Consider the following 13,244-nt stretch of genomic DNA (forward strand, 5'->3'; position numbering starts at 1 on the left):
TGTTGACGCCGGTACGACTGCGCCTCCGCCATACGGAAGAGCGGCCACCCCTTGTCCTGTCTGGGAAAACCCAGCTCAGCGACAAGGGGTACGTACGTTCCCCACAGCGTGCACAAGATCCGGCACGCGCTGTGGATAATTGCGCGCTCAGGTGAGCTCGGACGTGCGAATCAGTAGCACTGCGACCGTCATCAGCAGGACCACGGCGCAGGTACCCCACTGCACGAGGGCGCGGTGGCTGCGGGGTGCGTGCAGCATCCCGTACGCGACGATGGCGCCGGCGATCAGCCCGCCGACGTGGGCCTGCCAGGCGATGTCACTCCGGTAGAGCGGAACGATCAGCAGGAACACGGCGAGAACGGCGATCGGCACAAGGTTCTGACGCTGGCGGCGCAGCAGAACGACGGTGGCGCCCAGCAGGCCGAAGACCGCTCCCGACGCCCCGAGCGACGGCTGGTTGGGAGCCACGAGGAAGTACGTCATGGCATCGCCCGCCAGGCCCGAGATCAGGTAGAGCGCAAGGTAGCGGGCACGGCCGAGAGTCTCTTCCAGATGCGTACCGAGCAGCCACAGCAGCAGCATGTTCCCGGCGATGTGCGTCAGATCCTGCTGCGCGAACATCGAGGTGAACAGGCGATACCACTCGCCCTCGGCCACGCCGATGACCTCTCCCAGGGCCGGATCCCAGGCGCGGCCGACCAGCACCAGAGCGTCCACGACCCGGTCCCCGCCCACCTGGATCGCAAGGAAGACCGCCAGGTTCAGGATCACCAGGATCTTGGTCACCAGGCGGGTGTCCGCGACGACCACGCCACCCGCAAGGTTCCGCGGCTGGTTGGCGGAAGCCGCATGCCCCGTCCCCGACCCCTCCCGCACACAGTTCGGGCACTGGAACCCCACCGAGGCGCTGATCATGCACTCGGGGCAGATCGGCCGCTCGCAGCGCGTGCAGGTCACGCCCGTCTCGCGGTCCGGGTGCCGGTAGCAGCCGGGCAGGCCGGGGGCGCCCTGCGGCTGCTGCGGGCTGCCTGGCACCTGGTCCATGAGGTCCCCTTTATCTGCGTACGTATCTGTGTACGAAGGCATCGGAAGGCGTGCGAAGCAGCACACCGCCCTGCTCATCCTTACGGACGGGCAGGGCGAAATGGTTCCCCCGGCGCACGGGCGTCAAGCGCTCAGCGCTTCTCCACCGCCACCGACTCGATGACCACGTCGGAGACGGGCCGGTGTGTGGCGGGGTTGACCGGGGTGGCCGCGATCGCGTCGACCACCTTGCGGCTGGGGCCGTCGACGACCTCGCCGAAGATGGTGTGCTTGCGATTCAGCCAGGTCGCCGGGGCGACCGTGATGAAGAACTGCGAGCCGTTGGTGCCGGGCCCGGCATTCGCCATGGCCAGCAGATACGGGCGGTCGAAGCGCAGTTCGGGGTGGAACTCGTCGGCGAACTCGTAGCCCGGGCCGCCCGTGCCGTTCCCCAGCGGGTCGCCGCCCTGGATCATGAAGCCGCTGATCACACGGTGGAAGGACGTGCCGTCGTACAGCGGGTCCGTGGACTTCTGGCCGGTCGCCGGGTGGGTCCACTCGCGCTCGCCGGTGGCGAGTTCGACGAAGTTGCGGACCGTCTTGGGCGCGTGGAACGGCATCAGCCGGACCTCGATGTCGCCCTGATTGGTCCTGAGGGTGGCGTACAGCTGCTCAGCCACGGTGTGCCTTCCGTTGTCGCGTCCAACGCCCAGAATCCTCGCACGCAGCGGCCCGTGGGGAGGAGAACGCGACAACTCCTGGCCGAACCCTGCCCGGTCCCTGGACGAGTCCCTGCCGGAAGGGGGCGCATCGCGCCGATCCGTGGCATTGTCTGCCGCAAGCTCCCCTTGCACCGCAATGCCCGAAGATCACCCGATACCCGAGGAACAGCCACCCGAGGATCAGCGCGGCGCCCGACTCCGTTTATCCGCGCGCCACCAGGACACCCGCGAAGGTCGGACCATGACCCGGATGCCCGTCCGCGCATGCCGGGGCCCTGCCCGACAGGCATGATCCCTAAAAGGGTGGAAAGGTGAAATACCGTACGCCACCGAGGAGGAGGATCCCGTGACCCGCATTGACAGCGCGCGTGCCGCGGCCAGCTCGGCGAAGGAGAGCGTGCGGCACGCCGCGGAAGCGGTGGCGCCCTACGCCGGCACGGCAAAGGACCGGGCCGCGCATTATGCGCACGAGGCTCGCGTACGGCTCGCGCCCGTGGTCTCCGACGCCGCACACCAGGCCGCCGACCAGGCGCGCACGCAGTACGGCGCCCATGTGGCGCCACGACTGAAGCAGGCGCGTACGCACGTACCGCCGAAGCTGGACCAGGCCGCCCAGGACGCGGCCGACGCGACCCGGCGCGCCGCCCACCAGGCGGCCGACTTCACGCGTCCGAAGATCGAGCAGGCCGTCGCCGCGGCAGGCCCGGTCAAGGACGCCGCGGTCGACCGCAGCACGGCGGCCGTCGCCGCGCTGCGCGGACAGGTCTCCTCGAAGGAGATCCAGCGTCTGGTCCGCCGCCACGAGCGCCGGGCTTCCGCCGGCCGCTTCGTGAAGCGGCTCGCGGTGGTGGGTGCGATCGGCATGGCCGCCCTCGCCGCCTGGAAGTGGTGGGACAAGCAGGCCAACCCGGACTGGCTGGTCGAGCCGCCCGCGCCCACCGAGGTCGCGGAGACCGGTTCGACGACGCTGACGTCGGTGGACGGCAGCGGTCAGTCGATCCTCGACCCCGAGGTCCAGGCCAAGCAGGCCGAGGCCGAGGCGGGCGAGGGGGCGGACTGGTCGCCGCAGCGGCCGGACGAGAGGGCCTGATCAGAAGTACGCACGCCGAGGGGCGGGAGACCGGCTGGGTCTCCCGCCCCTCGGCGTTTCACGTGAAACATCGGGCAGTTGCTGGTGCTGACACCGGGCCCGGGCAGGGCCCGACACGGACGCTCCGCCGGGCCCCTACCCCTGCCCCTCCGGTGCCTCCGTGTGCGCGGGGATCCACTCACCGCCGCCCAGCGGATAGTCGAAACCGGGCCGCCCGGTCCGGGCGCTGGTGCGGAACGGCTTTCCGTTGTCGTCGATCCGCACGGTCCCGTGCTTCCCGCCGCTGGACCACTCGAGCTCCAGGAACCACTGCACATCGTGGGCCTGCGCCTGCGCGGTGACGTAGAAGACCTCGGGATCGGTCTCGCTGACCTTGTACGGGAAGTCCCGCTGCCCTGCCGTGGGTGCGGTGTCGGGGCGTCCGGCGTCCAGGTCCACGGCGAAGGACTTGGTGGACACCCCGCCGCCGCAGCCGACACCCATCGCGTAGTCGGACCAGCGCAGCGGGGCGTTCTTCGTCAGCACCCGTACATGGAGGTCTTCGAGCACCACCGTGTCCTTGCCCCTGCCCTGGACGGTGAGCGCCACCATCTGCTCCCCGGCCGGCACACCGCCGAGCGCCTCCACCCACCGGCGGGCCTCCTGCTGGTTCGCCGGCGGCGGGGGCATCTGAGCGGGGTCCCGGTCCACCAAGTAGTGCTGGCTGCAAGGGCTGTCCCACTTGTACGGGTTGACGGCGACGGTCGGCTCCAGGGCACCGCCACCGCCCGTGCCGTCCGCTGCCTCCTCCCGCGCACCCGACCCGCCCGCCGGCGGCTTCGTGCTCCGCTGGCCGTCGGGCGCGGCCGAGGAGGGCGAACTGCCGCTGCCCCCGGGCTGCTTGGCATCCGGCGCGGCGGAGGACTCCTCGACGGCCGCTCCCGCACCCACCGACTGCCGCCTGTCGTCTCCGCCACCGTCCCCGCCCCGCGGTACGAGGCTCACGACGAGCGCGACGGACACGGCTGCGGCGGCCACGCCGATCCCCGCGAGCAGTACGGTCCGGCGCCTGCGGCCGGGGGCGGCAGGGGCCGCGGACGCCGTCTCCGGCTCGGGGATCACCGCTTGTTCAGGCGTCGTCGTCGGCTCAGGCGTCGGCTCAGGCGTCGTCGGCCCGGGCGACGCAGGACCGGCGACAGGAGAGACCGCGGCCGAAGCCGCCCCGGATTCCCCGCCCTTGCGTCCCCGCAGGGCATCGGCCCGCACCCACAGCCGGTGCAGCTCGACCAGTTCCTCGGGCGTGGCCTTGCACTGGCGCGCGAAGCGCTCGACGGGTGCGTAATCCGTCGGGACGGCATCCCCGTTGACGTACCGGTGCAGGGTCGACGCGCTCAGATGCAGCCGCTTCCCCAGCACGCCGAAACTGAGTCCCGACCGCTCCTTGAGCTCCCGCAGCAGTGCCGCGAACTCGTCCCCCGCCACCGTTCCTCCCTCTTCCGCGTCCCGCGGCACCGTTCCAGGGGAAAGACGTTTCCCCAGGTCAGAGTCCTGCGAACGTTCCAGCATCCCCACCTTCCCGGCAGATCTGGCGGCCGGGACAGAACGCCGCACAAGCTCTGATCATCCAAGCACGCCGCACCGGCCCGTCCGGCGGCCTGCACCTCCACGCACACTCACGGGGATCCACGATGTCCACTCGCCTCACCCGCTCCCGCCTCCTCGCCGCCACGACCCTCGCGGTCGCCACCCTCACCCTCACCGCCTGCGGAGGCGGTGACGGCGGCTCCGTACGCGACGAGGGACCGGGCACCTCCGCCGCCACCTCCGCACAGCCGGATTCGCCGATGAACGACAACAGCTCCGGGCACAAGGACGCGGCGACGGGCAAGCCGGCCACCGACAGCAGCTCAGGCTCCGACTCCGACTCCGGCCGACGGGACTCGGCAGCGAACGGCAGCCCGTCATCGGGCGGCAGGAACTCCGGAACCTCCGGCCGCTCCGGCACCTCCGCCGACAACGGCACCGACAGCACCACCGACCGCCCCACCAAGCACCCGGTCTGCGACGGCTCCACCACCAGGACCACCGCCACCGAGGTCAGCCGCCCGCTGAACCACCTGCTGCTCACGGTCACCAACACCGGCCCCGGCGCCTGCGACCTGATCGGCTACCCGATGGCCCGGTTCGGCGAGGCACAGGCCGTCCCGCCGGCCCTCGAATCCACCAAGCCGCAGGCCGTGATCACGCTCGCCCCGGGGGAGTCCGGCTACGCGGGCGTCCGCCTCTCGGCGGCCGACGGCAGCGGCACGCACGGCTACACGGCCAGGACCCTGACGGTCGCCTTCGAGGGCGGCGGCCCGGTCGGCCGCCCCGCCCTGAGCGGCAAGGGCGTGTACGTGGACAGCTCCCTGCGGGTCACGTACTGGCAGACCAGCATCGACCACGCCCTCGACTGAGCCGCCGCAGAACCAACAAAAACACCCTCTGACCTGCAGAAATGCAGATCGGAGGGTGTCATTTCGTGTGGAGCCTAGGGGAGTCGAACCCGAAATCGTTACCTTCCTGACCTGCGGCTTTGCCAAAGAACCAGGACAAACAACCCTGTTTCCATCCACCTGGATCCTGCTTGATCCCCCTCGATTCTGCCCCCGTGCTGACATGTCAGCACGGGGGCAGAATCCGTCACGGATGCGAATCGGCCCACGGTGAGACCCATGGTTCACGGGATCCGAGGATCGCACATCGCTATTTGCGCAAACAGCAGCCCGGACTCCGAGCCTGCTCTCCATCTCCTCCAAGACCGGCCCCCGAAGCCACCACTCAGCGGTTGAGATCAAGGACGGGCAGTGCGGGCGTAGTCGGCCATGTCGTCGTCGACGACCTTCGGTCGGCCGCCGTGGCGGCCGCGCGCGGGCGGACGCTTGGCCTTCCAGGGATTTCTCCCGGATGTACTCGCGCTCGGACTCGGCCATGCCGGCGAAAACCGCAAAGCGGGCGGCGCCGTGTCCGGAGGGGTCGTAGGCCCCTCGGAGGGGGCCGGTGAGGAGTTCGAGCTGGATGTCGGGTGGCGCAGGTCCTCGGCGATGGCCATGAGTTCGGCGGCGCTGCGGCCCAGACGCTTTTCATCTCGTGCCCGGCGAAGATCACCTGTTGGTGGGGACGGCCTTCTTGATGGTGCGGGCGAAATCGCCTTGACGAACTCGGGCCGGCCTCGATCCGGGGCCTCTTCCAGGGCGTCGAGCTGGCTCTGGAGCTCTTGCAACGTGCGTACCCCTGTGTCGTGGGCTTCGTGGTGGCCTCGGGTGCGGCGGCGTCGATGGTCGGGCCCCTTTTCCCACGCGTGGCCGGGGCTGCGGTTGGCAGGGGTGCGTACTTCGAGCTCGGCGCGGCACAGGGAAGAATCGGTACCGGTCGGTCCAGGCAAGGCGGCTCATCGGTGCACGGCCGGATCTCGCTACTTGGCTGGAGGGTGCTTGCGTCTGGGGTCCAACCGATAGTCGGGGCAGTCGCGGTTTTGACACGCACCCGGTCCCCACACGGGAACGAACACCCCAAGGGTTTTGCGCCGGTGGACCGCGGCCGGCACGGACCGCTGACAGGCCGGACACACGTACGCGTCAACCTCACGCTTCGCCTTGACCATTTCTTTACTGTACGCCCGAACTGCGCTGTCGGGAAGCGGTCGGCTTCCTGACAGACCCGAGCACGGGAGGGCCTCACCGTCCTAATCTGGTGAATCGGTGGGCGACTCAGGGGCATCCACGCTACGCGCCTCGACCTGCTCGGTTGCCGCGGAGGCGTCCCTCCGCTCGTCAGACTGTTTCGGAACACCCATCGGGGGCGGCCTTGTGAGGCTGAGCAGCACGGAGCCTGTCAGGACGATGACGATGACCGCGAGGCTGATCGGTGAGGGGATCTCCGGGACGCTGGGGCTGATCATCTTGTGGGACGCCTGGAGGATGAGTTTGACGCCGATGAAGGCGAGGATGACCGCTAGGCCCTTGCTCAGGTAGTGGAAGCGGTCCAGCAGCCCCGCGAGCATGAAGTACAGCGCCCGCAGGCCGAGAACAGCGAACGCATTGCTGGTGTATACGATGAAGGCGTCGTCGCTGACAGCGAGGACAGCGGGAACGCTGTCGACGGCGAAGATCAGATCGGCTGCCTCGATCGCGGCCACCACCGCCAAGAGCGGGGTGGCCACGCGTTTGCCGGCTTCCTTGACGAAGAACTTCATGCCGGCGTACTCGTCGCGGACCGGCATGATCTTGCGGAGCATCCGCACGGCGAAGCTCTTGCCCGGGTCGAAGCTCTCTGCCTCGTCCTTGAGGAGCTTGTAGGTGCTGTAGAACAGGACCGCTGCGAAGGCGAACAGCACCGCGGTGAAGCGGCTGACCACGGCTACGCCGAGGGAGAGAAAGATGGCGCGGAAGATCAAGGCGCCCATGACTCCGAAAAACAGCACCCGGTGCTGGTATGCGCGCGGCACCTTGAAGTAAGCGAAGATCACGGCGAAGACGAAGAGATTGTCGACTGACAGGCTCTTCTCCAGCAGCCAGGCCGTCGTGTACTCCGTGCCTGCCGTCGCACCAAGGACGAGAAAGACGACAGCGCCGAAGATCAAGGCAAGGCCCACCCACAGGCCGCTCCAGGCGGCGGCCTCCTTGAAGCCGATGACATGCGCGGTGCGGTGGGCCAGCAGATCCACCGCCAGCGACACCACCACTGTCGCGGCGAACGCCACCCACAGCCAGAGCGGGACATCAAGCACGTCGGCACCCCTCACCACGGCCCGCGCAAAGTACGCCGACCCCAATACATCGGAGTGTGCGGCATCACGCCTTCAGAAGCACGTAGAGCGGGTCTCGCCGCCACACAAGGTCCCCCTCGCCATGTACGTCGACGCGGGTCGTGGCCGGACACGGCGGCCCGCAGGGTGTCGCGGACCGACGCCCGGACACTCCGCCGTGCACGCCGCGGAAAGGCCGATCGCCCCCCTCACTGAAGACGTTGAAGACACTCAAGACACCAGGGCCCCCGAACAGGCACGGCCTGCCGCCCGGTCCCCCGCCGCGCGAGATTCGGGCCGCAGCACGCCGTCCAGGTGTACTGGCCCGCCTGCTGTCACTGTGTCGAGTGCCGGTCAGCATCCGGCGGGCGGCCGCCGCCGCGCCGGCCCCGTCCCGCAAAGGCACCTGACGGTGTACGCGGCCCGGTCGGCTCACCCGCCGACCGGGTCGTCCTACGAACCTCGATCGTGCCCAGTCGAACAGTTCGGCCGAAGCGGTCATGTGAAGCAGCCGTGACACGATCCTGCCGTTCCACTGGCGCCTGACGTCCCAACCCACTGACGTTCCCGTGTCCAACGACACTGGCAACTCTCGGCTCGCGGTGGCATCGAAATCTCACGATGCGGACGCCGAATCGGGGTCCGCTACTTTGAACCCCACCGATCCGGGCACTCGATCTCCACTCTCCCGAGTGACGTGCGGAGGACGGGGCTAGCGTCGGCTGACGGAGGGCAACCGTCACCACGCGCCGTAAGAGCACCATCAACCCACCCGTGAGCGAGCGCAGTTCATCGGCGCCTGCGAGGAGATGCATGAGTGGCACGAACTACTCCGCCCCCGAGCCCGTACAAGACCAACGGGCCGACCGCGCGGTGAAGGACTGGCTCGCCGCGCCCCTGGCGCGGGCGGCCGTGCTGCAAGCCCTCGCCGCAGCAGCGGTGATTGCTCTGGTCACCTCCGGCTGGCAGCCGCTCCTCCGGCTCGACCAGGACGTGGCCGCCCGCCTGCACGCCTTGGCGCTGGAGCATCCCGGCTGGACCCACGCCCATCGCATCCTGACCGACTGGGTCGTCGACCCGTGGACCATGCGCCTGCTGCTGACTGTCACCGTGTTCGGCCTGTGGTGGCAGCGCCGCCGCCTCCTGGCTCTGTGCCTCGCTCTCACCTCCATCGCCGAGACCGCCTTGCGTGCGCTCCTGCGCTGGGCCATCGGCCGGGAACGGCCCCACTGGCAAGACCCAGTCGACACCGCCGACTTCGCCGCCCTGCCCTCCGGCCACGCGATGACCACCGCCGCGACCTGCGTACTGCTGCTCGGCCTGGCCCGACAGATCCCGCTCCGACCGTGGTTGTGGCACACCGCCCGCGTCGCCGCCATCCTCATCATCGCCGTAGCGTGCTTCACCCGGATCTTCCTCGGCGTGCACTGGCTCACCGACACCCTCGCCGGAGTTCTGCTCGGCTCCGCACTGGCCACGGCCGCCTTCGCCACCTGGCACAGCCTCACCGGCCCTGACCGCGCCGCGCGGACGGCAAAACCCGCACTGCCGCGCCAGCACCGGGGCCAGCATCGTGAGGCGACATCGGATACCGATAACTGAGAGCGAGGACGGTGCCTGTCCGAACTCGAAGCCGTCGAGCGGGATCGCACCACAAGCAGCCCGCCGGTCGACTCACACAGCGACGAGCCGGACCTGTTCCCCACAGAGCTTGGTCATGTCATCGACGTCGGAGGTCAGCATGGCCACCGGGCGCTGCTGACGCAATGCGATCTCGGCCACGGAAGCGTCGATCGCGTACTTGTGACCGTGCAGCCCGGCCCTCATCAACAGCGCGGAGGCCGCCTTCGCCTCCTCCTCACCCACCACGACCACGCGCAGGCCGGACAGAAGCCAGTCCAACCGGGCCTTGTTCGTGCGCACGTGTACGGCCTCGATGACGGTGACAGACGATACACGTTCCGAACCCCATCCCTTGCGCCAGCAAAGAGCTGACGATGGCCCGCAAGCGGCCTGGTTGGCGTCAGCACCGACCCGTGCTCGCCCCTGTGGTCAGTGGCCTGGCACCAGTTCCCTCGTCGGACTCGGCACGCCGAGATCCGTCAAGGGCTGCGTGTTGGTTACCACGTCAACGCGATGCGATCTCGCGTACGAGGCCAAGGCCAAAGAGAACTTCGGCTCGCTGATCGTGGTCTGAGCGACTGCCGCCAGGTAGCGCAGCAGCCTCGGCGTCACTCTCATCCTTCCTTGAAGAAGCCGCAGATTGGCGATGCCGCACTCCGCCTCCAGTCGGATCGTCTCGTCCCGGTCAGGCTTCTCGACCAGTCCCGCCATCCTCTGCACCGGGCCCTCGTCGGTACAGACGATCACTCCGTGGCTGCTTGCCGCGCCAGCGTCGAAGGGTGTGGCCAGCACCGCCGGGATGGCCGACGGGGTCGCTGCGACGAGCGTTGACAGCGCTGTATGGGTGGGGTCGACGTTGTCAGCAAAGACCACGTAGAACTCCCCTGTGCGCAGGTGTTCGGAACCGTTCAACACGGAGGTGACATCGGCGTATCGGCCATGCTGGGCGATGAAGTCGACTTGCAGATGGTCGGCGGCTCGGGGCTGCGCCGGAAGCTGGTTCGTGAGGCTCCGGTAGCGAGCCAAAGCCCCTGGAGCGAGGACCTGGCGGGTCCAGTCGATCAGCGGCGTGTAGTACGTGTCTCCTGCGGGTTGCGTACGACGGTCTCGATGTCGATGCCCAGGCCCGCTCCATGGGTGCCCTCTCAGACGCCTAGGACGGCTTTCGCCGTCAGGAAATAGATGATCAGGCCGGTCGCGTCCACGAGGGTGGTGACCATTGGGGCGGAGACGACCGCGGGGTCGATCCGCAGGCGTTTGGCCAGCAGGGGCATGGTGCCGCCGATGGTCGCCGCCCAGCCGCAGATGAGTATGAGGGTGATGCCGACCACCAGGGCGATTGTTGCGCTGACGAACACTGTGCCGACCACCAGGCCGAGCGCGGCCAGGAGTGAGCCCAGGACCAGGCCGACCCGGCATTCGCGCCAGATCACTTTCAACAGGTCCGAGCTGCGGACCTCGCCGACTGCTAGGGCGCGCACGCAGGCGGTGGCGGCCTGGGCGCCCGCGTTGCCGCCCGCGCCGATGAGCATGGGGATGAACAGGGCGAGGGCGGCTACCTGCTCCAAGGTGGCCTCGAACGCCTGGGTCACGCCGACGGTGAGGGTCGCCGCGATCAGCAGCAGGCTCAACCACAGCGCCCGGTAGCGGGCCAGCTGCCAGACGGAGGCGGCCATGTAGTGGCCGGCCCAGGGGGCGGCACCGGCCTGGCGGGCGACGTCCTCGGTGTCGGCGGCCTCGATCACCTCCACGGCGTCGTCGATGGTGAACAGCCCGACGAGGCGGTCCTCGCTGTCGACGACGGGCAGGTTCAGGGCGTTGGTCTCGCGCATCAGCCGGGCGGCGCTCTCGGCGGAGTCGGTGGCGTAGGCGGAGGCCGGTTCGGTGACGACCAGCGTGGAGACCATCGTGGCCGGCGGGTTGAGCACCAGCTCGCGCAGTTCCACGATGCCGGTCAGCCGCTTCCCGGAGTCCACGACGGGCAGTGTGTACACCGTTTCCGCGTCGGCCCCCTTCGTCCGTACGGTGTGCAGTGCCTGTTCGACGGTCAGGTCCTGCGGCAGCGCCACCACCTCGGGGGTCATGTAGCGGCCGACCGAGCCTTCCGGGTAGCCGAGCAGCGCGGATGTCATCCGCCGCTCGTGGGAGCTCAGCCCGGCCAGCACTCGCTTGGCGACCTTGGCGGGGGCTTCCCGCAGCATCCTGGCCCGGTCGTCGGGGTCCATGTCCTCGATGAGGTCCAGGAAGGAGCGGTCCCGCAGCCCCTCCAGGATCTGCTGCTGGTGGACCGGCTCCAGCTCCTCGAACACCGCCAGCGCCCGGTCCTTGTGCAGCAGCCGGAAGGCCACCCCGGCGTCGACCGCGTCCATGCGTGCCAGTTCGTCGGCTATCACGTGCGGTGGATGCGCCTCGAGCCACTCCTGGACGGCATCCAGTCGGTGGTCCTTGACAAGATGCTGCGCCGACTCGGCGATCTCCGTGCTGGGCTCGCGGGAAGGGCGTGACTGCGGCATGGCAGATCCTCAGAGGCAGTAGAGATCAGACAACGGGCACAAAGATCACCGCGAGCAGCCCCTCGATGCTCCGCTCCAAACAGCCGCGGGAAGGGAGGGCGGTCCTACGCGGTAGCGGTGTACGAACTAGGAGGCTCGCAGCGCATCACAGCACCGCCCCCGCTGTCAGATCCGCTGCTGGGACACCGCCGCACCACACGCTGGACGGCGCGATCGCCGGATACGGCGGCCACCGCATCGAGAACAGTGGTGTCCCCTTGGCTGTGCGACCAAAAGCCTCTCCGACCGTGGCCGGAACGTGCCCGCCTCTCCTCACTCAACAAGGGCCGGATCCGTTGGAACGCGATGTTTGTCAGGACATCGGCTGGGGTGGATCCGGGTGCTGGTCGCGTGCCGCATCGGCGGGGTTGCCGGGCCCGGAGCTTTCGCCGCCTGGGCTGGGCTGCCCGGGCTGCTCGTTCGGGGCGGCTTTGCGGGGCGGTTCGGGCTCGGCCCCGGGGCGTCGGCGCAGGCTGAGGAGGACCGATCCGGCGAGGATGACGACGATGACGGCCAGGCTCACAGGGGAGGGGATCTCAGGGATGTCGGCGCTGATCACCTTGTGTGATGCCTGGAGTGCGAGTTTGACGCCGATGAAGGAGAGGATGATCGCGAGGCCGACGTTGAGGTAGTGGAAGCGGTCCAGGAGACCGGCGAGCATGAAGTACAGGGCGCGCAGGCCGAGGATGGCGAAGGCGTTGCTGGTGTAGACGATGAAGAGGTCGTCGCTGATGGCGAGGACGGCCGGGACACTGTCGACGGCGAAGATCAGGTCGGCCGCCTCGATGGCGACGACCACCGCGAGCAGTGGCGTGGCCACGCGTTTGCCCGCCTCCTTGACGAAGAACTTCGTCCCGGCGTACTGGTCGCGGACCGGGATGATCTTTCTGAGCATCCGCACGGAGAAGCTGTTGCCCGGGTCGAAGGTGTCCTCTTCGTCCTTGAGGAGTTTGTAGGTGCTGTAGAAGAGGACGGCGGCGAAGACGAACAGGACGACGGTGAACCGGCTGACCACGGCCACACCGAGGGTGAGGAAGATTCCGCGGAAGACCAGCGCGCCGAGGACGCCGAAGAACAGCACGCGGTGCTGGTAGGCGCGGGGGACCTTGAAGTAGGCGAAGATCATGGCGAAGACGAACATGTTGTCGACCGACAGGCTCTTCTCCAGCAGCCATGCCGTCGTGTAGTCGGTTCCCGCCGTAGGGCCCAGGACGAGGAAGACGACCGCTGCGAAGATCAGTGCGAGGCCGACCCACCACGCGCTCCATCTGGCGGCCTCCTTGAATCCGATGACATGCGCGTGACGGTGGGCCAGTAGGTCCACCGCCAGCGACACCACCACTGTCACGGCGAACACCGCCCACAGCCAGAACGGAACTTCAAGCACGCTCTTCACGCTCCCCTCGGCCAGTGCCGGATGCAAAGGCCCTCATATGGATGTATGCAGTTTCTCGCGGTGCGCGGCGGGG

The 13,244-nt window shown here is 68.7% G+C and carries 10 protein-coding genes and 1 pseudogene; 3 read left to right on the plus strand and 8 right to left on the minus strand.

Annotated elements, in window-relative coordinates; genetic code table 11:
* Positions 1-147 precede the first annotated feature (147 nt).
* Both BLT97_RS21515 and BLT97_RS21520 read right to left on the minus strand, forming a co-directional pair.
* On the minus strand, positions 148-1,044 hold the full coding sequence (locus tag BLT97_RS21515) for a rhomboid family intramembrane serine protease (RefSeq protein WP_093612718.1): 897 nt from the start codon (positions 1,042-1,044) through the stop codon (positions 148-150).
* Between the two features lie 131 nt (positions 1,045-1,175).
* On the minus strand, positions 1,176-1,703 hold the full coding sequence (locus BLT97_RS21520) for a peptidylprolyl isomerase (protein WP_093612720.1): 528 nt from the start codon (positions 1,701-1,703) through the stop codon (positions 1,176-1,178).
* Positions 1,704-2,091: 388 nt separating this feature from the next.
* Here BLT97_RS21520 and BLT97_RS21525 point away from each other — a divergent pair, with 388 nt between their 5' ends.
* The gene (locus BLT97_RS21525) at positions 2,092-2,835 is read left to right on the plus strand and encodes a DUF5324 family protein (protein WP_093612722.1); all 744 of its coding nucleotides are present in this window, start codon (positions 2,092-2,094) and stop codon (positions 2,833-2,835) included.
* Positions 2,836-2,970: 135 nt separating this feature from the next.
* Here BLT97_RS21525 and BLT97_RS21530 read toward each other — a convergent pair whose 3' ends face one another.
* Complete coding sequence (locus BLT97_RS21530) at positions 2,971-4,296, minus strand: helix-turn-helix domain-containing protein (protein WP_245769451.1); 1,326 nt, start codon at positions 4,294-4,296, stop codon at positions 2,971-2,973.
* A gap of 206 nt (positions 4,297-4,502) precedes the next feature.
* Here BLT97_RS21530 and BLT97_RS21535 point away from each other — a divergent pair, with 206 nt between their 5' ends.
* The gene (locus BLT97_RS21535; protein WP_093612726.1) at positions 4,503-5,270 is read left to right on the plus strand and encodes a DUF4232 domain-containing protein; all 768 of its coding nucleotides are present in this window, start codon (positions 4,503-4,505) and stop codon (positions 5,268-5,270) included.
* A gap of 1,268 nt (positions 5,271-6,538) precedes the next feature.
* Here the strand turns inward: BLT97_RS21535 and BLT97_RS21550 are convergent.
* Positions 6,539-7,582, minus strand: a complete 1,044-nt coding sequence (locus tag BLT97_RS21550; RefSeq protein WP_070200972.1) for a TerC family protein — start codon at positions 7,580-7,582, stop codon at positions 6,539-6,541.
* An 831-nt stretch (positions 7,583-8,413) separates the two neighbouring features.
* Here BLT97_RS21550 and BLT97_RS21555 point away from each other — a divergent pair.
* A complete protein-coding gene (locus BLT97_RS21555) occupies positions 8,414-9,202 on the plus strand; it encodes a phosphatase PAP2 family protein (protein ID WP_070200852.1) in 789 nt (262 codons plus the stop codon).
* 72 nt (positions 9,203-9,274) lie between these two features.
* On the opposite strand, the pseudogene BLT97_RS21560 reads toward BLT97_RS21555, so the two are convergent.
* The 4 genes and pseudogenes from BLT97_RS21560 to BLT97_RS21575 form a co-directional block, all read right to left on the minus strand.
* Positions 9,275-9,556: pseudogene (locus BLT97_RS21560) on the minus strand (DNA-binding protein); the annotation flags it as partial.
* A gap of 96 nt (positions 9,557-9,652) precedes the next feature.
* A complete protein-coding gene (locus BLT97_RS21565; protein WP_070200851.1) occupies positions 9,653-10,249 on the minus strand; it encodes a glycosyltransferase family protein in 597 nt (198 codons plus the stop codon).
* A gap of 119 nt (positions 10,250-10,368) precedes the next feature.
* Complete coding sequence (gene mgtE / locus BLT97_RS21570; protein ID WP_070200850.1) at positions 10,369-11,736, minus strand: magnesium transporter; 1,368 nt, start codon at positions 11,734-11,736, stop codon at positions 10,369-10,371.
* A gap of 352 nt (positions 11,737-12,088) precedes the next feature.
* Positions 12,089-13,162: a TerC family protein gene (locus BLT97_RS21575; protein ID WP_070200971.1), complete on the minus strand. Its 1,074-nt coding sequence runs from the start codon at positions 13,160-13,162 to the stop codon at positions 12,089-12,091.
* Between the last annotated feature and the right edge of the window lie 82 nt (positions 13,163-13,244).

The sequence above is a fragment of the Streptomyces indicus genome (genome assembly GCF_900100315.1).
Lineage (GTDB): Bacteria > Actinomycetota > Actinomycetes > Streptomycetales > Streptomycetaceae > Streptomyces > Streptomyces indicus.